Annotated in this window: 21 protein-coding genes; 13 read left to right on the forward strand and 8 right to left on the reverse strand. The window is 73.1% G+C overall.

Annotated features, from left to right (window positions below):
- Positions 1 to 3: 3 nt before the first annotated feature.
- Positions 4 to 3,051, reverse strand: coding sequence for an alpha-mannosidase (locus BLV05_RS04235; RefSeq protein WP_046771959.1), 3,048 nt, complete (start codon positions 3,049 to 3,051; stop codon positions 4 to 6).
- A gap of 233 nt (positions 3,052 to 3,284) precedes the next feature.
- Here BLV05_RS04235 and BLV05_RS04240 point away from each other — a divergent pair, with 233 nt between their 5' ends.
- A complete protein-coding gene (locus BLV05_RS04240) occupies positions 3,285 to 4,889 on the forward strand; it encodes a choice-of-anchor D domain-containing protein (RefSeq protein ID WP_046771958.1) in 1,605 nt (534 codons plus the stop codon).
- Between the two features lies 1 nt (position 4,890).
- On the opposite strand, the gene BLV05_RS04245 is transcribed toward BLV05_RS04240, so the two are convergent.
- Positions 4,891 to 5,664, reverse strand: coding sequence for a hypothetical protein (locus BLV05_RS04245; RefSeq protein ID WP_152691031.1), 774 nt, complete (start codon positions 5,662 to 5,664; stop codon positions 4,891 to 4,893).
- 416 nt (positions 5,665 to 6,080) lie between these two features.
- A complete protein-coding gene (locus BLV05_RS36850; RefSeq protein WP_052763020.1) occupies positions 6,081 to 6,644 on the reverse strand; it encodes a TetR/AcrR family transcriptional regulator in 564 nt (187 codons plus the stop codon).
- Positions 6,645 to 6,843: 199 nt separating this feature from the next.
- Between BLV05_RS36850 and BLV05_RS04255 the strand changes: the two genes are divergently transcribed.
- Positions 6,844 to 7,713, forward strand: a complete 870-nt coding sequence (locus BLV05_RS04255; RefSeq protein ID WP_052763019.1) for a phosphatase PAP2 family protein — start codon at positions 6,844 to 6,846, stop codon at positions 7,711 to 7,713.
- A gap of 69 nt (positions 7,714 to 7,782) precedes the next feature.
- Here BLV05_RS04255 and BLV05_RS04260 read toward each other — a convergent pair whose 3' ends face one another.
- Entirely contained in the window at positions 7,783 to 9,273 is a 1,491-nt protein-coding gene (locus BLV05_RS04260) for an MFS transporter (protein WP_046771956.1), read from the reverse strand.
- A gap of 86 nt (positions 9,274 to 9,359) precedes the next feature.
- Here BLV05_RS04260 and BLV05_RS04265 point away from each other — a divergent pair, with 86 nt between their 5' ends.
- On the forward strand, positions 9,360 to 9,737 hold the full coding sequence (locus tag BLV05_RS04265; RefSeq protein WP_046771955.1) for a MarR family winged helix-turn-helix transcriptional regulator: 378 nt from the start codon (positions 9,360 to 9,362) through the stop codon (positions 9,735 to 9,737).
- A gap of 6 nt (positions 9,738 to 9,743) precedes the next feature.
- Here the strand turns inward: BLV05_RS04265 and BLV05_RS04270 are convergent, their stop codons facing one another.
- Together BLV05_RS04270 and BLV05_RS04275 are read right to left on the reverse strand one after the other, a co-directional pair.
- A complete protein-coding gene (locus BLV05_RS04270) occupies positions 9,744 to 10,640 on the reverse strand; it encodes an NAD(+)/NADH kinase (protein WP_046771954.1) in 897 nt (298 codons plus the stop codon).
- A complete protein-coding gene (locus BLV05_RS04275; RefSeq protein WP_046771953.1) occupies positions 10,637 to 11,641 on the reverse strand; it encodes an SPFH domain-containing protein in 1,005 nt (334 codons plus the stop codon). The genes BLV05_RS04270 and BLV05_RS04275 overlap by 4 nt, the downstream gene beginning before the upstream one ends.
- A gap of 82 nt (positions 11,642 to 11,723) precedes the next feature.
- On the opposite strand from BLV05_RS04275, the gene BLV05_RS04280 reads away from it, so the two are divergent.
- Together BLV05_RS04280 and BLV05_RS04285 are read left to right on the forward strand one after the other, a co-directional pair.
- The gene (locus tag BLV05_RS04280; protein WP_046771952.1) at positions 11,724 to 12,416 is read left to right on the forward strand and encodes an NUDIX hydrolase; all 693 of its coding nucleotides are present in this window, start codon (positions 11,724 to 11,726) and stop codon (positions 12,414 to 12,416) included.
- Positions 12,417 to 12,462: 46 nt separating this feature from the next.
- Positions 12,463 to 13,326: an NAD-dependent protein deacetylase gene (locus tag BLV05_RS04285; protein ID WP_231948737.1), complete on the forward strand. Its 864-nt coding sequence runs from the start codon at positions 12,463 to 12,465 to the stop codon at positions 13,324 to 13,326.
- Here BLV05_RS04285 and BLV05_RS04290 read toward each other — a convergent pair.
- Together BLV05_RS04290 and BLV05_RS04295 are read right to left on the reverse strand one after the other, a co-directional pair.
- Entirely contained in the window at positions 13,316 to 13,774 is a 459-nt protein-coding gene (locus BLV05_RS04290; protein ID WP_046771951.1) for an aminoacyl-tRNA deacylase, read from the reverse strand. The genes BLV05_RS04285 and BLV05_RS04290 overlap by 11 nt on opposite strands.
- Before the next feature lie 22 nt (positions 13,775 to 13,796).
- Positions 13,797 to 16,721, reverse strand: a complete 2,925-nt coding sequence (locus tag BLV05_RS04295; RefSeq protein ID WP_046771950.1) for a LysM peptidoglycan-binding domain-containing protein — start codon at positions 16,719 to 16,721, stop codon at positions 13,797 to 13,799.
- Between the two features lie 280 nt (positions 16,722 to 17,001).
- Between BLV05_RS04295 and BLV05_RS04300 the strand changes: the two genes are divergently transcribed.
- The 8 genes from BLV05_RS04300 (at position 17,002) to BLV05_RS04335 (ending at position 23,489) form a co-directional block, all read left to right on the forward strand.
- The gene (locus BLV05_RS04300; protein ID WP_046771949.1) at positions 17,002 to 17,787 is read left to right on the forward strand and encodes a hypothetical protein; all 786 of its coding nucleotides are present in this window, start codon (positions 17,002 to 17,004) and stop codon (positions 17,785 to 17,787) included.
- Between the two features lie 131 nt (positions 17,788 to 17,918).
- Positions 17,919 to 18,626, forward strand: a complete 708-nt coding sequence (locus BLV05_RS04305) for an SAF domain-containing protein (protein WP_046771948.1) — start codon at positions 17,919 to 17,921, stop codon at positions 18,624 to 18,626.
- Positions 18,623 to 19,450: a hypothetical protein gene (locus tag BLV05_RS04310; protein ID WP_052763018.1), complete on the forward strand. Its 828-nt coding sequence runs from the start codon at positions 18,623 to 18,625 to the stop codon at positions 19,448 to 19,450. Before BLV05_RS04305 ends, BLV05_RS04310 begins: the two co-directional genes overlap by 4 nt.
- Complete coding sequence (locus tag BLV05_RS04315) at positions 19,447 to 20,904, forward strand: CpaF family protein (protein WP_052763017.1); 1,458 nt, start codon at positions 19,447 to 19,449, stop codon at positions 20,902 to 20,904. Before BLV05_RS04310 ends, BLV05_RS04315 begins: the two co-directional genes overlap by 4 nt.
- A complete protein-coding gene (locus BLV05_RS04320; protein WP_046771947.1) occupies positions 20,901 to 21,770 on the forward strand; it encodes a type II secretion system F family protein in 870 nt (289 codons plus the stop codon). Before BLV05_RS04315 ends, BLV05_RS04320 begins: the two co-directional genes overlap by 4 nt.
- The gene (locus tag BLV05_RS04325) at positions 21,767 to 22,693 is read left to right on the forward strand and encodes a type II secretion system F family protein (RefSeq protein ID WP_046771946.1); all 927 of its coding nucleotides are present in this window, start codon (positions 21,767 to 21,769) and stop codon (positions 22,691 to 22,693) included. Before BLV05_RS04320 ends, BLV05_RS04325 begins: the two co-directional genes overlap by 4 nt.
- Before the next feature lie 5 nt (positions 22,694 to 22,698).
- On the forward strand, positions 22,699 to 23,076 hold the full coding sequence (locus tag BLV05_RS04330; protein WP_046771979.1) for a TadE family protein: 378 nt from the start codon (positions 22,699 to 22,701) through the stop codon (positions 23,074 to 23,076).
- Entirely contained in the window at positions 23,073 to 23,489 is a 417-nt protein-coding gene (locus tag BLV05_RS04335) for a TadE/TadG family type IV pilus assembly protein (protein ID WP_046771945.1), read from the forward strand. The genes BLV05_RS04330 and BLV05_RS04335 overlap by 4 nt, the downstream gene beginning before the upstream one ends.
- Positions 23,490 to 23,491 lie beyond the last annotated feature (2 nt).

Raw genomic sequence — 23,491 nt, forward strand, 5'->3', positions numbered from 1 at the left:
GGGTCAGGCCCGGCGCAGCCGCAACGTCACGATCTGGAACGGCCGCAGTCGAAGCGTCACGCCGTCACCGCCGGTGACCAGCGCTGACGCTTCGACCGGCCGCTCCAGCAGGTCGGTCTCCTCGACGCCGGCCACCGGGAACGACGGGGTCAGCGTCGCCGAGGTCCGGCCGCCGCGTGCCTCGTAGAGCCGGACGACGACGTCGCCGGAGCGGTCGTCGGCCAGCTTGACCGCCGACACGACGACCGAACCGCCGGACACCCGGACCAGCGGCTCGACCTCGTGCCCGGCGCCCTCGACGAGGCGCGGCGGCAGGTTCAGCGCGTAGCCCTCGCGCACCGCGTCGTCGATCGACGCGCCGGGCACCAGCGAGTACCGCAGCGTGTGCACGCCCTGGTCGGTCTCGGGGTCGGGGTAGCGCGGCGCGCGCAGCAGCGACAGCCGCACGGTCGTCGTCGTGCCGCCGCCCGGCGCGCCGCCACGGCGCACGTCGTGGCCGTAGGTCGAGTCGTTGACCAGCGCGACGCCGTAGCCGGGCTCCTCGAGGTGCACGAACCGGTGCGCGCACACCTCGAACCTGGCCGCGTCCCACGACGTGTTCTCGTGCGTCGGGCGGTAGTGGTGCCCGAACTGCGTCTCGTACGCCGCCCGCTGCGTCTGCAGGTCGAGCGGGAAGGCCGCCTTCAGGAACTTCTCCCGCTCGTGCCAGTCGGCCTCGGTGGTGACGTCGACGCGCTTGGCGCCGGGTTCGAGGGCGATCTCCTGGACGACGTGCGAGTCGCCGAAGGTGCGCGCCACCCGGACGGTGGACGGCCCGGCGGCGCTCAGCTCGTCGACGTCCACGAGGTCGGTGACGGTGTTGCGGTAGAACTCGTCGACGTCCCAGGCGTCCCACTGGTTGGGGAGGTCCTGGTGCAGCTGCAGCAGGTTGGCGGGACCCGCGAGCACCTCGCGGCCGGCCTCGAGGTCGAGCACCGACGTCAGCAGCCCGCGGCCGTCGACGGTCACCCGCAGCAGGCCGTTGTCGAGCACGTAGCCGCCGTCGGCCGGGGTGACGGCGGTCGCCGGCGCGGACTCGGTCAGCGCCACAGGGGTCGCCGCGAAGGCGGGCACGTCGCAGCGGCCGTGCGGCGCGGCGTTGAACGCGACACTGGTGCTGCCGGACCCGGCCAGCGCCTGCTGCGCGCGGCCGACGATCTCGGTCAGCTCGGCGGCGATGCGCGCGTACTGGTCGCGCGCCTCACGGTGCACCCAGGCGATCGACGAGCCGGGCAGGATGTCGTGGAACTGGTTGAGCAGGACCTGCTTCCAGATGCGGTCCAGGTCGTCGTGCGGGTACTCGGCCAGGCCCGCCACGGCCGCCGTCGCCGACCACAGCTCGGCCTCGTGCAGCAGGTGCTCGCTGCGCCGGTTGCCCTGCTTGGTCTTGGCCTGCGACGTGTACGTGGCGCGGTGGATCTCGAGGTACAGCTCGCCGGACCACACCGGCGCATCGGGGTACTCGGCCTCGGCGGCGGCGAAGAAGTCGGCCGGCTTCTCGATGGTGACCCGCGGCGAGCCCTCCAGGTCGGCCGTCCGGCGCGCCTGGGCGATCATCTCGCGGGTGGGCCCGCCGCCGCCGTCGCCCCAGCCGAACGGGACCAGCGAGCGGTTGGCGTCGCCCTTGTCGCGGAAGTTGCGGACGGCGTGCGCCAGCTCGCCGCCGGACAGGTCGGAGTTGTAGGTGTCGACCGGCGGGAAGTGGGTGAAGACGCGGGTGCCGTCGAGCCCCTCCCACCAGAACGTGTGGTGCGGAAAGACGTTCTGCTTGTTCCACGAGATCTTCTGGGTGAGGAACCAGCGCGACCCCGACAGCGCGACCAGCTGCGGCAACGCGGGCGAGTAGCCGAACGAGTCGGGCAGCCAGACCTCCTGCGTGTCGACGCCGAACGTCTCGAGGAAGTACCGCTTGCCGTGCACCAGCTGCCGGGCCATCGCCTCCGAGCCGGGCAGGTTGGTGTCGGACTCGACCCACATGCCGCCGACGGGCACGAACCGGCCGCCCTTGACCTGCGCCGCGACCCGCTCGAAGACCTGCGGGCGGTGCTCCTCGATCCACGCGTACTGCTGCGCCGACGACATCGCGTAGACGAGGTCGGGGTACTCATCGAGCAGGCTGACCACGTTCGACGTCGTGCGCGCGACCTTGCGGACGGTCTCGCGGACCGGCCACAGCCACGCGGAGTCGATGTGGGCGTGCCCGACGGCGGAGAGGTGGTGCGCGCTGGCGTTCGCCGGCCTGGTGAGGACGTCGGTGAGGTGCGCCCGGGCGGCCGCGGCCGTGCCGGCGACGTCCTGCAGGTCCAACGCGTCGAGGGACCGCTCGACGGCGCGCAGCAGCTGCCACCGTCGCGGCTCGCCCTCGGGCAGCTGCGGCATCAGGCCGCCGATCGCCTGCAGGTCCTGCCAGAGCTCCCACACGTCCCGCTCGAAGACGGCGACGTCGGCCCGGTTGACGCGGTACAGCGGCTCGCTGCCGGCGGTCGACTTCTCCCCGAGCGGCGTGGCGGCGAACATCGCGTCGCCGCCGGGGAGCAGCTGCGGGTTGCCGGCCGCCTCGACGTAGAGGTCGATGCGCTCGCCGCCGATGGCCGGGTCGGCGACCGGCAGCCACGCGTTGCGCGGGTGCAGCCCCTTCACGACCGACCCGTCCGGCCGGTACGCCAACCCCTCGGCCTGGAAGCCCGGCGAGTGGTCGGCCCAGCCGAGGTCGAGCACCAGCTCGACCCGGCGGCCGGCCGCCTCGGCCGGCACCTCGCCGGTCACGTGGAACCACGACGTCCCCCACGGCGGCCCCCAGCGCTCGCCCACCTCGGCCGGGACGTACCGGCCGTCGGCGACCGCCTCGCCGCCGGGCAGCGCGGCCTGCGGCGGCACCGGCTCACCCTGGCCGCCGTCGACGTGCCAGACCGTCAGGGATAAGGGCGCGACCGTGCGGTGGACGGCCGGCGCGAGGCGCTGGGTCAGGATTCGCTTCAGACGGTTCTCGACCAGGGCGCGGTTGTCGTGCATGCGGGATTCCAGCCTCCGTCGGACGGACTGCGATGCGAGCCGGGCATCAACGGTACGACGTTGTGGGAACGACACCAGAGGGGGCCGCGCGGTATACCCGGATTGCGTAATGAAGATCTCAGCGTCGTCTCATGATCAGGCCCCATCGGCGTCGCTACGGTCGCAGGCGACGTGCCCGGACGGCCCGGGGGCGAGGGTGGGACCGCGGCGTCGCGGTAGGGGCGGAGGACGTCATGGGGGCGGGACGATGGGCACGGCCGATCGGCGCGCTGTGCATCGGGATCGGGGCGGTCGGGGTGGTCGCGCCGCTGGCACTGGCCGATCCCGACGACTTCAGCATGACGTCGACGACCATGGGCTTCGGCTCGGTGTTCGTCGACGAGACCGGGACCGAGGTCCTGACCATCCGGAACATCGCCGACCAGGCGCTGGCGCCCGTGGTGACCGGCGGGCTGGTGCCCGCGGGCGAGCCGTTCGAGTCGACGACGACGTGTGACGGGTCGGAGCTGGAGCCGGACGAGACCTGCGAGTTCCGGTACACGTACACGCCCGCCACCGTCGGCGCCGACACGATCGACGTGCCGCTCACGCTGGAGGGCGTGTCGTACACGGTGTCGCTGACCGGTGCCGGCGCGGCCCCGATCGAGGTGTCGTCGGCGGCGCTCGCGTTCGGCGCGGTGGTCGTGGACGAGACGGCGGAACTGGACGTCACCGTCACCAACCGCTCGAACATCACCCGGACGCCGTCCGTGAGCGCGCCCGCCGTCGAGTCGGACGCGTTCGCGGCGACGTCGACCTGCGGCGGCCCGCTCGCGGCCGGTGCGTCGTGCGCGGTGACGTACGCGTTCACGCCGGTCGCGGCGGGCGCGGCGTCGGCGGGCGACGTGCTCGTGGTCGACGGCGTCAACCACATCGTGTCGCTGTCCGGGACCGGAGTGGTCGCGACGACGCCGACGGCGGTCGTGGCGAACGACGGGCCGGTGGCGGAGGGCTCGGTGGCGACGGTGTCGTTTTCCGGCCAGGCCGACCCCGGCGGCGCCCTCGTCGAACCGTTCACCTATAGCTACGACTGGGACGGCGACGGCGTGTTCGACGTGGTCGGCAGCGCGTCGGCGGCTCCGGTCCCGGCGACGTTCACGGCGGACGGGCCGTCGGTGGTCGGCGTGACGGCGCGGATCACCAACGCGATCGGCCGGTTCACCGAGTACGAGACCGACGTGGTCGTGCAGAACGTGGCCCCGGAGCTGACTGTGTCGGGGCCGGACGCCGTGGCGGTGGGTGGGTCGGGCGGGCTCTCGGTCGCCGTCGTGGACCCGGGCGCCTCGGTGGAGTCGTACACGTACGTCGTCGACTGGGAGGGCGACGGTGTGGACGACCAGACCGTGGTGGGTGGGGCGCAGCGGTCGATCGTGCAAACCTTCTCGGACGCGGGGACGTTCGACGTCGGGGTACGGGTGTCCGACGGCGACGGCGGCAACGATTCGGCGACGCATCGGGTGACGGTCAGCGGTTCGGGGACGCCGTCACCCACGCCGACCGGATCGCCGACGCCGTCGGAGTCGCCTTCCGAGTCGCCCACGGAGTCGCCTTCGGAGACGCCGTCGCCGTCCGGGACGGGGACGCCGTCGGAGTCGCCCTCGCCGTCGGAGGCGCCGTCTCCGTCGGAGTCGCCCTCGCCGACCTGGTCCGCGAGCCCGGATCCGTCGCCGTCCACCGATCCGGAACTGCCCGACACGGGCACCGGATCCGGCGTCGCGGCCATGCTGGCGGGCGCGCTGCTGATCGGCGTCGGCGCACTGCTGCTCCTCGCGACGCACCGGCCGCGCCGGACGGCCTGACTCAGCCGGTGCAGCGGACGGCGTCGATCGTGCCGGTCAGCTCCGACGTCGTGAGATAGCCGCAGTCGTCGACGAGGTAGGCGACGGTCTCGGCCTGCAGGACACTGCCGGCCGGGACCCGCCGCCGCGGCCAGTCCGGGAACGTCGCGATGTCGGCGCCTGGCTCCGCCGCGCGGTACTCCAGCACCTCGTCGTACGTCCGCAGCAGCACGCGGCCGGCGGCGAGGTCGGCGGAGGCGTCGGTGACGACGTTGCCGACCAGCCCCGCGAGGAAGCCGTCCTCCGGCTCCGGCAGCTCGATCTCGCCCAGCAGCGCGAACTCGCCGCCGTCGGCCGGGCCGCGGTACAGCCGGGTGCTGCCGGTCTCGCCGGTGTCCTCGTCGAACGGCGCCTTGCTGACGACCAGCAGGCGGCCGTCCGGGTCGACGAGGAGTGTCTCGGCGTCGGTCGGCCCGGCCTCGTAGTCGAACTCCAGCGCGTCGGCGTCGACGTCGAGGCTGGCCGGCGGGTCGTCGAGGTCCGGCTCCGGCGCCCGGTAGACGGTCACGTGGTCGCGGCCGACGTGGTCGCCGATGTCGCCTACGTACAGGCACGACGTCTCCGGGTCGTCGCCGCACGGGCCGACGGCCAGCGCCTCGGCGTTCTCGGTGTCCATGCCGGCCAGCTCGAGCCGGGCGACCGGGGTGCCGTCCTCCTGGACCACCGCCACCTCTGCCGTGCCGGGCTCGTCGCTGACGACGTAGTAGAGGCCCGGTGTCCGGACGCTCGCCGCCATGCCGCTCACCTCGGCGACGGTGTCGTCCGTGAGGGTCCCGACGGTGTCCGGCTCGCCGTAGCACGGGCTGTCGCAGTCGGGCGACGGGTCCGGCGACTGGTCAGTGGCCGGCTCACTCGGCGGTTCCGGCGAACGGTCCGCCCGGCTGTCTTCGGGAGTAGCCCCGGCGGAGGATGAGCCGGTATCCGTCGAATCAGAGGTCGATCCCGAGCAGGCCGTGAGCTGCAAGGCCGCCGCAACCGTCACGACAAGCACACGACTCCCCGTTCCCCCACGTGTCACGCGACCGGGCAAGATTTTTCCTCGTTCCCTTCGCGTTCGACCGGGGCCGGACATAGCCTCGTAAGCAAGAGCGGCACCATTCTCGCCCCCCGGGGTGGTGCCGCTCGGTCGTGTCCGGCGCGTGTCGCAGGGGGTCAGGCCGAGGCGACGTCCGCCACGTGCTCGCTCAGCCCCAGCACGTCGCGCACCACCTGCAGCAGTTGCGGTCGCAGCTCCGCGTTCGAGACGTCGGGCAGCGCCAGGATCGCCACCACCACGCCCAGCGCGGCCGATGTCCGCACTCGCTGCTCGACCGACAGATCGCCGTTGGCCAGCAGCCCCGCCAGCCGTGCGTCGTTGGCGCGCATGCGGCCGAGCAGGGTCGAGTTCGACACGCCGGCGATGTCGTTCATCGCGTAGGTCGCGACCCGGCGATGGGCCAGCAGCAGGTCGATGTAGCGCTCGACGAGCGTCAGCCGCCAGCCCGGCTGGTCGATCGCCGACGTGTCCGATTCCGCGTCGGCGATGATCCAGTCCTCCCCGTCGACCATCGGCCGCAACAGGTCGTCGAGAATCTCCACCTTCGTCCGGTAGTGGTAGTAGACCGCCGCCTTGGTGATGCCGAGTGCGTCGGCTATCTCACGTAGCGTCGAGCGCTCGTAGCCCTGCCGGGAGAACAGGTCGAGCGCGACCTCGCGGATGTTTCCGGCCGTGTCCATGCCGGGGCGCCCCTCGTCTGTCATCTCCGTCGCCGCCTCGCTGATCGGGAAGTGAGCGCGGCCACACAATACGTTAACTACTTGCCGGCCGACAAGTGCGGTCGTAGCGTGAGACACACAGCACTTGTCGGCCGACAAGTAGAGGCAGAACTTCAAGGGGGCGCTGGCGCTCCTGGCACGTCGCCAGCATGGAGGACCGATGGCCTCGGACACCCTGTCGCGGCGACCGCCCACGCTGCGCCGCGTACATACCAACTCACGACTCGCCACGGCCGCGAAGGAGATCGGCTTCCTTCTCTCGGCCGCGCTGCTCTACACGCTGGTCCGCGGCCTCACCAGCGACCGCGTCGATGCCGCGTTCCGCAACGCCGAAGACGTCATCTCGTTCGAGAAGACGCTCGGAATACACGTCGAGACCGAGCTGCAGAGCCTCATCCTCGACCACGAATGGGCGATCGACGCCGCCAACGGCTTCTACATCTACGGCTATTGGCCGGTGTTCGTGCTCACTCTGGTCTGGCTGATCGCCCGCCGGCCGGTGGCGTACCCGTTCTATCGCAACGCGCTGCTCGCGTCGGGCGCGTTCAGCCTGGTGATCTTCGCGTTCTACCCGCTCGCGCCGCCGCGGTTCCTGCCCTGGCACGGCTTCGTCGACACCGTCTCGGTCGCGGTGCCGACCTACCGCGACATGAGCTCGTCCAGGCTCGTCAACGAGTACGCCGCCATGCCGAGCCTGCACTTCGGCTGGATCCTGCTGCTCGGCATCGCCTGGGTCGCGCTGTCGCGGGTGCTGGTGCTGCGCATCATCGGCGCGACGATGCCGCTGCTGATGTTCGCCGCCATCGTCCTCACCGGCAACCACTACATCGTCGACGCCATCGTCGGCGGCGCCGTGGTCGTGGCAGGGCTCGGGGTCGCCGTGCTGATCGAGCGGCTCAAACGCCAGCGCGCGGTCCGCGCTGCCATCCAGGACGCCCACTACTCCGCCGGCGGTGACGGTGGTCCCGACGGCGACGGCGGCTCGCCGATCCCGGCGCAACGCCTTCCGAACCTCTCCCGGGTTCGCTGAACGCAGCGACGGCGACGGGGGCACCGTTGACCCCGTCGCCGCCGGCGTACCGGATGGGCGGCTCGCCCGTCAGGGCACGGCCGGCTCCAGGACGTCGTCCTCGACGGGCTCCGGCTCGGCGCCGCCGGCGTCGCGGCGCCGGCGCACGCCCAGCAGCATGACGACCAGGCCGCCGATCGCGACACCCGTCACCAGCATCAGGCCGGGCCGGAACTGCTCGAACGTCGCCGCCCCCATGCCGTCGCCCGTGTGCGAGCCGGCCGTCACGAGCGCCGTCGTCACCGCGAGCACCACGGCGCCGCCGATCTGCCCGGACGTCTGGACCAGGCCGGCCGCCAGCCCCTGCTCGGAGTCGTCCACGCCGGCCGTGGCCTGCGACATGATCGACGAGAACGCCAGCATGAACCCGAGCCCGATCAGCACCACGCTGGGCAGGATGTCGGTCGCGTAGTTCGGCGTGCTGTCCCCGCCGAAGGCGAGGAACCACACGTAGGCCACGCTCAGCGACACCATCGCGGCGACGATCGGCCGCTGCGTGCCGTACCGGTCGATCGTCCGGCTCATGTACGGCGAGCCGAACGCCACGATCAGGCCGGCCGGCAGCAGGGCGAGCGCCATCCGCAGCGGCGACCAGCCCAGTGCGGCCTGGAAGTAGATCGTCAGCATGAACTGGAAGCTCAGGTACGACCCGAACAGCGCGATCATCGCGATGTTGGCCCGGACGATCGTGGCGATGCGCAGGATGCCGAACCGCACCAGCGGGTGCGCGATGCGCTGCTCGACCAGGACGAACGCCGCCAGGAGCGCGATCGCCAGCACGAACAGCACGATGGTGACAGGGTCGGCCCAGCCGCGTTCCGGCGCCGAGACGACGGAGTAGACGGCGAGCAGCATGCCGGCCGTGAGCGTCGCTGCTCCGACCAGGTCGTGACCGCCGGCGTCGGCGGGACGGTCGCGCGGGATCAGCGCGATGCCGGCGATCAGCGCGAGGATCGCGAGCGGCACCGGCATGAGGAACGTCCACCGCCAGCCGGCGCTGGTCAGCAGGCCGCCGAGGATGAGCCCGGACGAGTATCCGCTGGCGCCGAAGACGGCGAAGATCGACAGCGCCTTGTTGCGCGCGTGGCCTTCCCGGAACGTCGTGGTCAGGATGGACAGCGCGGTGGGCGCGGTGAAGGCGGCAGCGACTCCCTTGACGAACCGCGTGATGATCAGCAGCGTGCCGTCGTCGACGAGACCGCCGACGAGTGACGCGACGGCGAAGACGGCGAGGGCGATGAGGAACACCCGGCGGCGGCCGAGCAGGTCGGCCGTGCGGCCACCCAGGAGCAGCAGCGCTCCGTAGCCGAGCACGTAACCGTTGACGATCCATTGCAGCGACGTGGTCGACAGGCCCAGTTCGGTGCCGATCGACGGGAGCGCCACGCCGACCATCGACACGTCGAGACCGTCGAGGAACATCACCAGGCACAGCACCGCCAGGACGCCCCAGAGGCGCGGCGTCCAGCGCTGGTCATCGTGTGAAGCAGAGGTGGAGGGTGGTACGGCGGTTGCAGTCACGGGCGAGACGTTACATGCACGCGCATCAAATGCACAAGCATTTAATGTCCTTGCATCAATGTTGCCCCGGTGTTAAAGTGCGCTCCATGAGCGGGACCGAGGAGCGTGAACTCGTCACGAAGTGGCGCGACCTCATGACCTGCTACAACAAGGTCACCTGCGACCTCGATCGCGAGCTGCAGGACCAGCATGGTCTGGGCCTCAGCGAGTTCGAGGCGCTCGACCGGCTCATCGAATCCGGCCAGGACAAGCTGCGCATGCACGAGCTCGCCGAGGGCATGTACCTCAGCCAGAGCGCGTTCTCACGCGCCGTCGCCCGGCTCGAGCGGGCCGGCCTGGTGGGCCGATCCCTGTGTATGGACGACCGCCGCGCCATGTTCGTGACGGCGACCGAGAAGGGCCGCGCCCGGCACGCCGAGGCCCGTGACAGCCACCGCAAGGTGCTGGCCCACCACCTCGACTGAGCCGGCTCAGCCGGTCACCAGGCACAGCGTCGCGTCCGCCACGCCGACCCGCAGCTGCTGACCCCAGCTGAGCACCAGCCGGTCCGCCTCGAGCCCGTCGCCGAACACCACCAGCCCGTCGGTCTCGGCCGCCAGCTCCAGCCCGTCGCCCGCGGCCAGCAGCCCGTCGACGCAGCTCGTCCCGGTCGACGGCGACGGCCAGGCCTCGCGGACGAACCACGCGAGGGTCCGGTCGGCCGGCGACGGGAGCCGCGGCGGCGCCGCCCGGCCGCGCACGAGCGAGGCGCACCACCCCGTCGCGCCGGTGCCGGTCCCGACGATGACCCCTGACGACGACTGCCGCTCGGGCTCGCGGCCGGGCGCCGTCAATGTGTACCGCGCCGACTGGTGAGTGGAGTGACCGGCGAAGATCTCGTTCACCGCGAGCAGCGTCTGGCCGTCGTCGAGCTTCGCCGCCACCATGGTGCGCCGCTCGACGCCGGCCCGCTCCGCGACGACGTCCGCCAGCAGCCGCGCCACCCGGTCAGGCGGGTGCCGGACGAGCACGCCCGGGTTGCGCTCCGGGTCCGGGTTCACGCCGACGACCGGCTGGCCGGCCAGGTACTTCGCGACGTTGGCGACCAGCCCGTCCTGCCCGACGACCACCACGACGTCGCCGTCCTCGAACCGGAACCGGTCCAGGTCGGCCCGCTCCACCGTCCCGCGCCGCCAGTCGCCGGGCACGGACACCGCGACCTGCTGCCGGGCCGCCGCGTCGGCGTCGTGCGGGCGCTGGACGGCGGCGAGGTCGCGGCCGCGGCCACGCAGGAAGAACTCGGCCTGACCTCGGGTGCCGTGCCGGTCGACCAGCTCCTCCAGCTCGGTGCGACGGTGCACGACCACCACGCGCGGCGCCAGCATCAGCGCGCCGCGCCGTCGGTGAGCCGGGCCAGCACTGACGTGACCAGGTCCGGCGTCACGTTGACCATGCCGACGTCGGGCAGCCCGCCGGCCAGCTCCCGCAGCGCCAGCGCCAGCAGGGTGCGGTGGTCCAGCTCGGACAGGACGTTCATCCGGGCCGCCTCCGCGTCCGCCTCGGCCGTGCCCGTCTGCCTGACGCGGTCGGCTTCGGCGCCGGCGGCCAGCCCGACGCGGTCCGCCTCGGCCTCGGCGGCGATGCGCGCGGCCGCCGCCTCCTCCGTCGCCCGGCGACGCTCGTTGGCGCCGTGCTGCGCGACCAGCCGCTCCTCGCGCGCGGCCAGCTCGATCTTGGACTGCAGCTCGTTCTCACTGATCGCCCGTTCCCGCTCGACGGCGTGCGCGCGGCGCTCGTAGGTGGCGCGGTCGGCCTCCTCCTGGATCAGCTCGCGGGCCGGCGTCTGGAGCGCGCGCTCGATGTCCGGATCGGGCCGGACCGCGACGACGCGCACGTCCAGCACGACGATGCCTGTGTCGCGCAGCCGGGCGTCGTCGACGAGGCCGGTCCACAGCCGCTCGCGGATCGCCGTGACGCCCGCGCCGAGCGCGTCGGCCATCGGGATCGTCACGAGCAGGCCGGCGGCGTGCTGCTGCGCGGTCTCCGTCAGCAGGTGCGCGACCTGGTCCAGCGGCGCGGACCGCCAGCGCCCGGTCGCCGTGTCGATGGCGAAGTCGATGCGGCCGGCGACCTGCTCGGGGTCGGCGAACCGGTAGGTCACCGTCGACTGGACGGCGATCTTCTGGAAGTCGCCGGTGCGCGCGTGGAACAGCAGCGGCAGCTCGCGATCGTCGACGGGAACCTCGCTGAGCGCGGCGGTCAGCGGCCGGAACCAGAACGAGCAGCTGGTGCCGCTGTGCACGACGCGGTCGCCGCGCTGGTGGACGACGTGCTCGGTCGGGGTCGACCGGACGTGCCGGACGAGGCCGAACTTGCGGATCTCTGCCATCTCGGGCCCTCTCTCTTATCGTCTCTTCGACGATAAGACTGTTCAGGTGTAATCGTCAACCTGACGAGATAGGCTCGCGGGCATGGTCGGTTCCGACTACCCGCCGTTCGCGGTCACCGTCGACCTCGTGATCCTCACCGTGCGGTCAGGACGGTTCGCCGCCCTGGTCGTCGAACGGGGCGAAGATCCCTTCCGCGGCCGGCTCGCCCTGCCCGGCGGCTTCGTCCGCCCCGACGAGGATCTCCCGGACGCCGCGCTACGCGAGCTGCGCGAGGAGACCGGGCTGGCGCCGTCGCTCGGTCACCTCGAGCAGCTGGCCAGCTACGGCGCCCCCCGTCGCGACCCGCGCCAACGCGTCGTCTCCGTCGCGTACCTCGGGCTGGTGCCGGACCTGCCCGAACCGGTCGCCGGCACCGACGCCGCGGCCAGCCGGTTCGTCCCGGTCGCCGAGCTCCTACGCGACGCCGGGTCGCTCGCCTTCGACCACGGCCGCATTCTGTCCGACGGCGTGGAGCGGGCCCGGGCCAAGCTCGAGTACACCTCGCTGGCCACCGCGTTCTGCCCCGCCGAGTTCACCGTCGGCGAGCTGCGCGCCGTCTACGAGGCCGTCTGGGGGGTCGAGCTGGATCCGCGCAACTTCCACCGCAAGGTCACCGGCACGCCCGGCTTCCTCGAACCCACCAACGCCACCACCACCCGCGGCGGTGGCCGGCCGGCCCAGCTCTACCGCCGCGGCCCCACGACGGCGCTCATGCCGCCAATTCTGCGCACCTGACGCCTGCCCAGGTGACCCGATCGGGTCGTCGACATAGGCTCGAAGCGTGCTCGACCGTATCGACCTCGGCCACCCGGCCTGGCCGTCCGTCGGCGAGGCGACCGCGGTGCTGTCCGGGCGGCCGGTCGCCGTGCTGACCGGGGCCGGCATCTCGACCGACTCCGGCATCCCCGACTACCGCGGCCCCGACTCCCCGCCGCGCACACCCATGACCTACCAGCAGTTCGTCGGCGACCCCGATCGCCGCCGCCACTACTGGGCCCGCAACCACGTCGGCTGGCGCCACGTCCACCGCACCCGGCCCAACCCCGGCCACCTCGCCGTCAGCCGCCTGGAGGCCGCCGGCGCCGCGGTCGGCGTCATCACCCAGAACGTCGACACCCTGCACAACGCCGCCGGCAGCCGAAACGTCATCGACCTGCACGGACGCTACGACCGCGTCCTCTGCCTGGACTGCCGCCGCGTCGTCCCTCGCGACCACGTCGCCGCCCGGTTGAAGGCCCTGAACCCCGGCTTCGCCGACGAGGTCGCCGACGCCGAGATCGCTCCCGACGCCGACGCCGTCATCGAAGCGACCGCTCACTTCCGCGTCGCCGACTGCGAGGCGTGCGGCGGCATGCTCAAGCCCGACATCGTCTACTTCGGCGAGAACGTGCCCAAGCCCCGGGTCGAGGCCGCGTACGCGCTGGTCGACTCGGCGGCCGCGCTGCTGGTCGCGGGGTCGTCGCTCACCGTCATGTCCGGACTGCGGTTCGTCCGGCACGCGGCGAAGACCGGGCGGCCCGTGATCATCGTCAACCGCGGCACCACCCGCGGCGACGACCTCGCCACCGTCAAGGTCGACGCCGGCTGCTCGCCCGTGCTGACGGTCCTGGCCTCCGTCCTGACGGGTTCCGCCGTCAGTCCGTGACGTCCGCGACCGTGGCGTCCAGCGTCTTCACCAGGTCGTCGCCGTCGACGGTGGCCGACACCCCGAACGCGCCGGCGCCGATCGACACCGTCCGCCCGCGGACCCGCTCGTCCGCGATGACCGGCCACGCGCGCGTCGACCCGAACGGCGTGATCGTCCCGCGCTCGTACCCCGTCACGTCGCGCGCCGTCCCGGCGTCGGGCATCGACAGCCGGTTGACGCCGAGTAGCGTGCGCAGCTTCGGCCAGGCGATCGTGCGGTCGCCGGGCACCAGCACGAACACGTAGTCGTCGTCGGCCCGCCGCACCACGATCGTTTTGATGACGGCGGCCGGCTCGACCCCGCGCGCCGTGGCGGCCTCCTCCAGGCTGTTCACCGGCGGATGACGGACGATGCGATGGGTCAGCCCCGACTCGCGAAGGGCCTCGACGCCGCGTTCTTCGGTCATGTCCAGAAGCGTATGCCGGTGCTCACCTCCCTGCCGGTGACCGGGGTCGGCCCGGCGGATCGCCGGCCCCCGCGGCGGGTTCCGGTAGCGACCACAACTGCTCGATCAGTTTCTCCGTCTCGGCCTCGAGCCCGCCGCCGAGCTCGGCGGCGATTGCCCTGAGCTTCCCGATGCTGTTCAGCAGCCGGCCACGATCGGCGAGCGCCGCCTCGGCCTTGAGCCGGTCGCGCCACAGCAGCTCGACACCGGGTTCGACGGACAGGCCGAGCAGCGACGTGCGCAGCGCCTCCCACGGGTCGCCGTCGACGAGCGCCCGCAGCGCCAGCTCATGGCACCCGTCGACGATGGTCGCGATCATCTCTTGTGCGAGGTGATCCGCCCAGTCGTACCGGCGCCGGCCGCGTCCCGAGAACGGCCGTCCGCGCACCAGCTCGAGCGCGGCACGCAGGTCGGCGGTGCTGGCCCGCGCCGGACCGTCCGGTAGCAGGTCACACCAGTCGTCCCAGTCGCTGCGGACGCCGGGGTACAGCGTGTAACCGCTGTCGGTGCGCGGCAGCAACGACGATCCCGCCGCGTCGGTGCCGAGCCAGCGACGCAGCTTCGAGATCGCCGTCCCCCGCGTCGTCTTCGTCACCGCCGAGCCTGGCCAGATCGCCTCGTCGATCGCGTTCGAGTCGCACCCCGGATTCACCGCGATGAACATCGCCAGCTCCGTCAGCTGGCCGAGCTTGGTCTGCTCACCCAGCTCGGCCGCGTGCTGCACCTCGACGGCGCCCAGCATCAGCAGGCGCGGCAGCACCCGCCGGCCGGACGCGACACCACGCGCCGACCGGCGACCCACGGTCCCGTTGACCACCGAACTGCCATCAGTCAGTTGACGCCTCGTCGGATCACCTACCGCCGAGCCACGCCGCCTCGAACCGCCGTTCGCCGAACCACGGTCGTCCACCCGGCCGCGCGCCGGCGCATCGCGCCCGCGACCGTTCGCCGCCAGATCGGCACCCACATCACCGCTCCTAGCCAGAGCGCCGTCCGGCTGCCGATCGCGCGTAGGGCCGTCACCCACCGAGCCGCCGGCCCGGCGTCCCTCATGACCAGCCGGCCCATCGGCGGCCTCCACGTCAGCGTCCTCGGAGCCGGCGGCGAGGCGCAGCAACCGGACGAATCTGCCGCGCGTCTGCTCGTCCAGGAGCTGCGGCCGGATCGGCACGCCCAGCGGATCGAGCACCGCCACCGGCCGCGACGGCGGTCCGTCCAGCCGCAACACCCACGTCCCGCCGCCGGAGTGCGGCACGCGACCACGCAGCCGGTGACCGCGCGAGGGCGACCCGCTCGGCTCGCCGCTGCCGACCACCGCCGCGACCGCCACTCGCGGCGCCGTGACGATCAATGCCTCCAGCCGGTTCCACTGTGCGGCCGGCAGCGGCTCCGCGATCACCACGATCTCCGGTGTCCACGCCGCGTCGGCGACCTGCGTGACGCGCGCGGCGCCGAGGCCGCTGACCCCGGCCGTGGCCAGCAGCAACCGGTCGTCGGCGACCCGCACCGTGAGCTCGTCCAGCAGCTGCTCCACCTCGGTCACGTGCCGGACCCGGCCGGTGTCGATCAGGTCGAGGTCGGCCAGCGCCGCCGCCCCGACGAGCGTGACCCGCAGGTCGTCGGCCCACGCGCTGGTAGCCAGCTCCACCGCGACCGCTGTCAGCGCCGACCGCACCAGCTCCGGCCGGCCGTCGACCACCAGCGTCCCGACCTGCTCGAGATCGAGCAGCACCAGCGCCTCGTCGTGATCGTGCCCAAGGGTGACGAGGCTCGGGTACGGCGCCGGCACATCCGCGACGGTCTCGACCGCCTCGTCGAGCGGCACCGTCCACACGCCGCCGTGCGCGGTCCCGGCGAACGGCGGCGGCAGTTCGGCCGGCGCGGCGAGATACAACTCCAAGGTCCGCTTGGTCAGCCGGACGGCACGCAACGGCGGCAGCCCGCGCTCGGCTCGCGCCAACCGGGCGGCCAGCCCGCGCAGCACACGATCGACCACCTCGACGGCGACGGGGTCGGCGGCCTGGCGCAGCTCGGTCTCGGCGTGCTGATCACCCTCGCTGCCCGCGTCGAGCCGTTCGCCCGGACGTCGACGACGCTGCACCCGGGCGCGCCGCGTCGCCAGCAGGCCGACGAGCGCAGCCGCGAGCACGGCCCCGACCCCACCCGCCGTCCGCACCAGCTCACCGTCGTCCGCGCCCGACTCTGAGTCGTCGTCGGCCACGCGATCCGTGTCGTCACCGGCGCCGTCGACCTCGGCGAACATCGGCCGGCCGGTGTCGGGCAGGTCGCGCACCCGTTCCCCGGCGGCCGGGAGCGTGAGCGTCCAGCCAGGAACGATGACGTCCGGATCGGTGAGGCGCCGGCCGCCGGGCTGCACCGTCGCCGACGACGCCGCGACGATCTCCGGATAACGGCGCGGATCGTCGAGCCGGGCCCCGGCGATGTCCCACAACGTGTCGCCGTCGACGACGACATGGGTGCCGGCCCGCTGGTGTGCGTCGAGGAGATCGGTGGTGACGGGCGGCGCCGGCTCCCAGGGTCCTGGCGACGCGGAGTCGGCCGACGCGACGTGCCCGCCCGCGCCGACCGCCGCCGCCGCCGCGACCAGCCCGGCGACCAGACGCTGCTGCGCTCCGAGACCGGGCAGTCGGCGCGCCGGGCGACCACGCAGCACCGCGGGCACCTCGACGAGCAGGCTCAGGATGAACGTGCCCCAGCCGAGCCAGCCGGCGACGATGAGCACCGCCAGGAACAACGAGCCGTCGTCCGGGCTGACGGCGGCGGCGCGGACGTCGGCGAACGAGGGCCACTCGCCGGGCAGCGGCGAGCCACCGGCGGCCCACAGGACCACCGGTACACCCAGCATCAGGGCCGCCAGGCCGAGCAGTGCCGCCAGGCCACGCGTCACGGCACGCGGTGTCGACGATGCGATCACGTGCAACTCCCTCCAGCACACCCGTCTGCTGACTATGGGTGCGCTCGGGCCGGCGAATGTGACAGCCGGGGACGGACAAAGCCTTCCAGGATGCACCAGATGTCACGGTCCTGCACGCGGAATCGATCAGCCGCCGGAAAACGGGCAACCGCTCGAGGCGGGTCAGCGACCGTTAGGGCTAACTTCCGGGCTAACCGGTCGGGCTGGACTGCTGCGGGTCAACACCCCTCTGATCCGCACTGGGAGCCCACTGGTGAACACGCTCGCCATCCCCGCCCGCCCGGCCGTCCTCGTCACCGATCAACTCAATGCCGAATGGCGCCGGCTCGGTGCTCGGCCCATCCCGAAGCGCTGGCCGCTACCAGACCTCGCCGGCTGCACGGTGCTGGCCGACGCCGCCGACACCATCGGGCGGACGCGCCGACATCAGCCGGCCGTCGCCGACGGGCTGCTGATCGGCCTGCTCGACCAACGCACCGAGCGCGACGACCATCTCGCCGGTCGCCTCGTCCTGCAGGTCATGCTCGGCCGGGCGGTCAACCTCGCCCGCCGCACGCACCGGTTCGGCGCCATCGGCGTCCGGGGCGATCTCCCCCAGCTCACGGCGGCCGCCGTCGCCGCGCTGTGGCACGCCATCGCCACCTACCCGGTGGACAGGCGACGGCAGAAGGTGGCGGTGAACCTCTGCATGGACGCACTTCGCCACTTCAACCTCGCGCTCGACGACGACCCACCCGACCTCGTGGACGCCACCGTCCTCGACACCGCCGAGCCGTTGTTCCATCACGCTCCGGCCCCGGTCGTCGAGGTCTTCGCGACGCTGACCTGGGGCATCAGCAAGGAGATCATCACCGCTGACGACGCCGAGCTCCTGGTCCGCGTCTACTGCCCGCTGCCCGGGCAGCACGGCGGCGCCCACCTCGTCGCGCGCGAGCTCGGCCTTCCGCCGGCGACCGTCCGCCAGCGCTGCAGCCGGGCCATCCAGCGGCTGTCCCTCGCCGTCCAGGCACGTGGACCGGCGCTGACCACGGCAGCCTGACCACCGGACACCGCACTCGAGCGAGAAAGGCGATCCAGGTTGACAACTCCCATCCGCTCACTGACTCTGGTCGGCTCGCCAGGTAGTCGATCAACGAGCGAGCGACCGCGACGATCCCTCCGGGGGACACCATGGCGCAGACCGTTGGGCTAGAGACCACCGACGACTCGTTCGACCAGCCGCTCGACCCGGCGTTCAGCACGCCCGGCGCACCAGTGCGGCGGTACCGGCGACGGCCCGCGCTCATCGGGCTGGGCGTCGGGTTGCTGGCCACGTGCGGCACCGGCGCGGCCTACCTGGCGCAGTCGTCGGGCGACACCGTTCCCGTCCTGGCGGTCACCGACACCGTCCACCGGGGCGAGGTGCTCGACGCCGCCCGGCTGACGACCGCGCGAGCGGCCCCCGATCCTGCGCTGCGGCCGGTCGCCGCCGGCGAGCTGTCCGCCGTCGTCGGGCAGCGCGCCGCGACCGACCTGCCCGCCGGCACGCTGCTCACCGAGGCCGCCCTCACGACGGCCGACGTGCCGGCCGCCGGCCAGAGCGTCGTCGGAGTCGCGGTCACCGAGGCTCAGCTGCCGCAGGCCGAGCTCGTCCCCGGCGACCACGTGCGCGTCTTCGGCACCCCGAGCCTCGGCGACGCTCCGTCGTCCGACCCGCCCCGCTCGGTCGCCGCGACGGTGGTCAGCGTCTCCGGCGTGCTCGACTCCGGCCACGTGGTGGTCGACGTCGTGGTGGCCGACGACGTCGCCGGCACGCTGGTCGCGAAGGTCGCCACCGGGCGGGTCGCCATCGTGCTCGACTCGTCCGAGGCCGCGGCGCAGGGTGGTGACGACCGATGACGGTGCTCGCGTTCACCTCGGTCCGAGGCGCGCCCGGCGTCACCACGACCGCACTGGTCGCCGCCCTGACCTGGCCCCGTCCGGTCCTGCTGATCGAGGCCGACGTCGCCGGGAGCAGCAGCATCAAGGCCGGCCACCTGCGCGGCGAGGTCGACCACGAGCTCGGCCTCATCAACCTCGCCCTCGCCCATCGCAACGGCGCGCTGAGCCTCGGCACGCTGCGCAGGCAGACCATCGCGCTGACGGACGACGGCGCGCGGCTGGCCCTCCCCGGGCTGGCCACGAAGGCGCAGGCGGCCAGCCTCACCGACGACTTCTGGGCGACGCTCGCATCGCTGCTGCGCAACGTCACCCTGCACGGCGTCGACGTCCTCGTCGACGGCGGACGGCTCGGCATGCGACACGGGCCCGACGCCCTCTTGCGGGCGGCCGACCTACTCGCCGTGGTCTGTCGAACCGCCCTCGACGACCTCGTCGCCGTCAGGTCGAACGTCGACCAGCTCCCCGACGGCGCGGGCGACGGCACCGTTCTCGACCGGCGCGGCCTGGTGCTCGTCGGCGAGGGACGTCCACACCGGGCGGGCGAAGCGGCCGAGGCCACGACGCTGCCGGTGTGGGCCACTGTCGACTGGGATCCCGTCGCCGCGGAACGCATCAACGGCCGCGAGCGCCTGCGCAGCAGCCTGTCGCAGCTGACGTCGTCACGGCTGATCCGCTCCGGCCGCGGCGCGGTGACGGAACTGCTCGCCGCCGACGACCGTCGACGCCAGGTCGTCGACCTGCCGCTCGAGACCACGGTGCTCAGTGGCAAGGGGGTCCGATGAACGAGCCGCGGATCACCGGACTGCCCATCTTCTCGCCGCCACCCGCCCTTGCCGCCGACGCCGCCGGCACGCCACGGCGCAGCGTCCGCGAGGCGCTCGCCGCGCTGCCGCTGGCCACGCCACCCCGCGAACCGGGCATCGACTGGGCGTTGGTGCGCGCGTTCCGCCAGCAGGCGGCCGCCCGGCTGTCCGACCAGGTCGACGAGACCGCGGCCGAGGCCGATCGCCGCGCCGCCGGCCGCGAGATCATCGCCCAGCTCCTCGACGAGCACGTACGCCAGGCGGTCACGTCTGGCGGCGTACCGGTCGGCGTCGATCAGCAGGCCGCGCTCGCCCGGGCCGTCTTCGACGCGCTGTTCGGCCTCGGCCGGCTGCAGCCGCTCATCGACGACCCCGCGGTCGAGAACATCGAGGTCTACGGCGCCGAGCCGGTGGTCGTCATCGACGGCGACGGACGCATCACCCGGCGGCCACCGGTCGTCGAGTCCGAGGACGAGCTGGTCGACATGCTCACGTTCCTCGCCTCGCGCGGCGGCAGCAGCGAGCGCACGTTCTCCACCGCCAGCCCGAGCCTGCATCTGCACCTGCACGGCGGACACCGGCTGGCCGCCTCCGGCTGGACGACGCATCAGCCGGTCGTGGTCATCCGGCGACACCGGCTGGTCGACATCGACCTCGACGATCTGGTCGAACGCGGCACGCTGACGACCCAGGCGGCGGCCTTCCTGCGCACGGCGGTCCGGTCGCGCCGCAGCATCGTCGTGTCGGGGTCGATGGGCGCCGGCAAGACCACGCTCACGCGGGCGCTGGCCAACGAGATCGACCCGGAGGAGAAGCTCGGCACCATCGAGACCGAGTACGAGCTGCACCTGCACCACCTGCGTGAACGGCACCGGCGCATCGTCGCCTGGGAGGCCCGCCCGGGCAGCGGCGAACGCGGCCCCGACGGGCGCGCGGTCGGTGAGATCACGCTCGACGAGCTCGTCTACGACGCGCTCCGCATGAACCTCGACCGCCTCATCGTCGGCGAGGTGCGCGGCCGCGAGGTGCTGCCGATGTTCAAGGCGATGCAGGCCGGCGCCGGGTCGCTGTCGACCATCCACGCCCACTCCGCCCGCGCATCGATCGAACGCCTGGTCACCTGCGCCATGGAGGCCGGCGACCGCGTCTCCGCGGAGTTCGCCTACCGCCAGATCGCCCAGCACGTCGACCTCGTGGTCCACGTCGAATGCCGCACCACGCAGGCAGAGGCCGCCCGGCGCCGCCGGCTGGTCACCGAGATCATCGCGCTCGAGCCGGGCGAGCGCGGACAGCCGGCCATCACCGACGTGTTCCGCCTCGGCCCCGACGGGCGGCTGCGGCCCGACTCCACGCCGTCCTGGCTGACCGGCGCAGGCCGGCCCGCCGGAGTGGCGCGACCCGCCGACGCCGATCGACTCGGAGGGCCGTCATGAGGCCGTTCGTCGCCGCCGTCACCGCGGTCGCCGGAATAGGTGGCCTGGCCGCCGCCGGCTTCGGACTGGTCCGGACGCCGGACGATTCCGCAGCGCCGCGAGGGGCCACCCTCGCCCGCCGGCTGCGGCAGCTTCGCGGCGCCACGCCGGCCGCCCGCCGATCCCGTCGCCGCCTCGCCGCGGCCGGTGCCTTCGGGCTCCTGGTCTGGCTGGTCACCGGCTGGCTGCTCGCCGTTCTGCTCATCCCGGCGGCCGTCTGGGGGCTGCCCGTGCTGCTGCAGACGTCGTCGGCGAAGGCAGACATCGCCCGGCTGGAGGCGATGAGCGACTGGGCGCAGAACCTCGCCACCGTGCTGGGCGTCGGCGTCGGCATCGAGCAGGCCGTCGCCGGGAGCCTGCTCACCGCGCCGGAGAAGATCCGGCCAGAGATCGCCCGCCTGGCCGCCCGGCTCCAAGCACGCTGGGACACCGAGGCGGCGCTGCGCGCGTTCGCCGACGACCTCGACGACGCGACGGGCGACCTGCTCGCCGCGGCGCTGATCCTCGGCGCCCGCCGCCGCGGCGACCAGCTCAGCAGTGTGCTCGACGGTCTGGCGACGGCCGTCCGCGACGACGTCCGGGTCCGGCGCACCGTCGACGCCGAACAGGCGCGCGGCCGCACGACGGCGCGGCTGGTCACCGCCATCAGCGCCGGCGGGCTCGGCCTCATGCTGCTGACGCCGTACGCCGATCCGTATCGCGCCGGATCCGGTCAACTGCTGCTCATCGGCCTGCTGACCGGCTACATCGGCTGCCTGGTGTGGATGCGCCGCATCACCGCCACGCCGCGGCAGCCGCGGATCCTCGTCGCCGACGGTGTGCCATGACGACGACGCAGCTCGCGGTGCTGCTGGGGCTGGGCGTGGGCGTCGGGCTCCTGGTGATCTGGCGCGAACTCGTCGGACGCGTGGGCCGGCTGCCGCATCCGGTGTACGCGGCGCAACGGCTCACCGGGACGGCCGATCCGGGCGCCGAGCTCGCCGACCTCGCCGCCGACGTCAACGACGTCACGGGCGCCGGCGGGTTCGCGGGACGCCTGGGGCGGGCGGTCCTGCGGCGCGGCGGCGGGTGGTCGCTGCTGCACGTGCCGTACCGCGACCTGGCCCTGCTGCGCCGCAGCGTGGCGTGGTTCCTCGGTGAGCGGGCGATCTGCGCGGCCGTCGGACTGGTGCTGCCGACGGCGGCGTCCGTGGCGCTCGCGATCGCCGGCGTACGGCTGCCGTTCGTCGTGCCCGCGGTGAGCGGGCTGGTCACTGCGGTGCTGCTGTCGTACGTGCCGCTCTACACGGTCGCCGACCTCGCCCGGGCCAAACGCGCGGAGTTCCGCCGGGCCATGGCCACCTACGTCGACCTCGTCGCGCTCGAACGAGCGGCCGGCTCCGGGGCCACGCAGTCACTGGAGTCGGCGGCTCGCATCGGCCGGTCGTGGGCGTTCCAGCGAGTGCGCGACGAGTTGGCGCACGCCCGCTGGGCGGGCGTCCCCGCTTGGGAGGCGCTGCGCACGGTGGGCCGCGACCTCCGGCTGCCCGAACTCACCGACACAGGTGATGTCATGCGCATGTCCGCGCGCGAGGGCGCCACCGTCTACGACGTCCTCCGCACCCGGGCGTCGGCGATGCGCAGTGAGCTGCTGACCAGCGATCAAGCGCGGGCCGGGTCGCGCACCGAGCGGGCGACGGCGCCGCTCGCGGCCACGGCGGTCGTGTTCATGCTGCTCCTCGCCGCTCCGGTCGCGATGCGGATCGGGTGACCGGCATGACCCGACGACGCTGCGAACGCGGCTCCGCGACCCTCGAAACGGTCGTCCTCTGGCCGGCGGTGTTCCTGCTGATCTTCGGCATCGTGCATGCCGGCCTCTGGTTCCACGCCCGCAACGTCGCCCTGTCCGCCGCACGCGAGGGCACCCGAGCGGCCAGCATGGACGACGGCAGCGGCGGCGCGGCGCGCGCGGCCGAGTTCCTGACGGCGACGACCGACGGCACCGTCATGCGAGTCGGCGACATCCACGAGACCACCGACGCCGGCACCGTCACCGTGACGGTCACCGGCTCCTCGACCACGCTCATCCCCGGCTGGCGCGTCGACGTCAGCCAGTCGGCCACCGCACCGATCCGTCGCTGGACCGCCCCATGAGCCGCCGGGCGGACCGTGGCTCGGCCACGCTCGAGCTCGCCGTCCTGGCGCCTGGTCTGCTGCTCCTGGTCGCGCTGATCGCGCTGGCCGGCCGGTACGCCATCGCCGACGGAGCGGTCGACCAGGCCGCCGCCGAGGCGGCACGGGCCGCCTCGCTGCAGCGAACCCCGTCGGCCGGTCGCGAGGCCGCTGCCGAGGTGGCCCGTGCGGCGCTGACCGATCAGGGCCTGTCGTGTCTGCGTACCGAGATCGACGTGGACGTCTCCGGCCTGCGGGCGCCGCCCGGCCAGCGTGGCCGCGTCACCGTCACCGTCCGTTGCCCGCTGCGGGTCGCGGATCTGCCCCTGCACGTCCCCGCCATCACGCTGACGGCAACCGCCGTCAGCCCGGTCGACACCTACCGGGAGAGGTGAGC

The organism is Jiangella alkaliphila, assembly GCF_900105925.1.
Classification (GTDB): domain Bacteria; phylum Actinomycetota; class Actinomycetes; order Jiangellales; family Jiangellaceae; genus Jiangella; species Jiangella alkaliphila.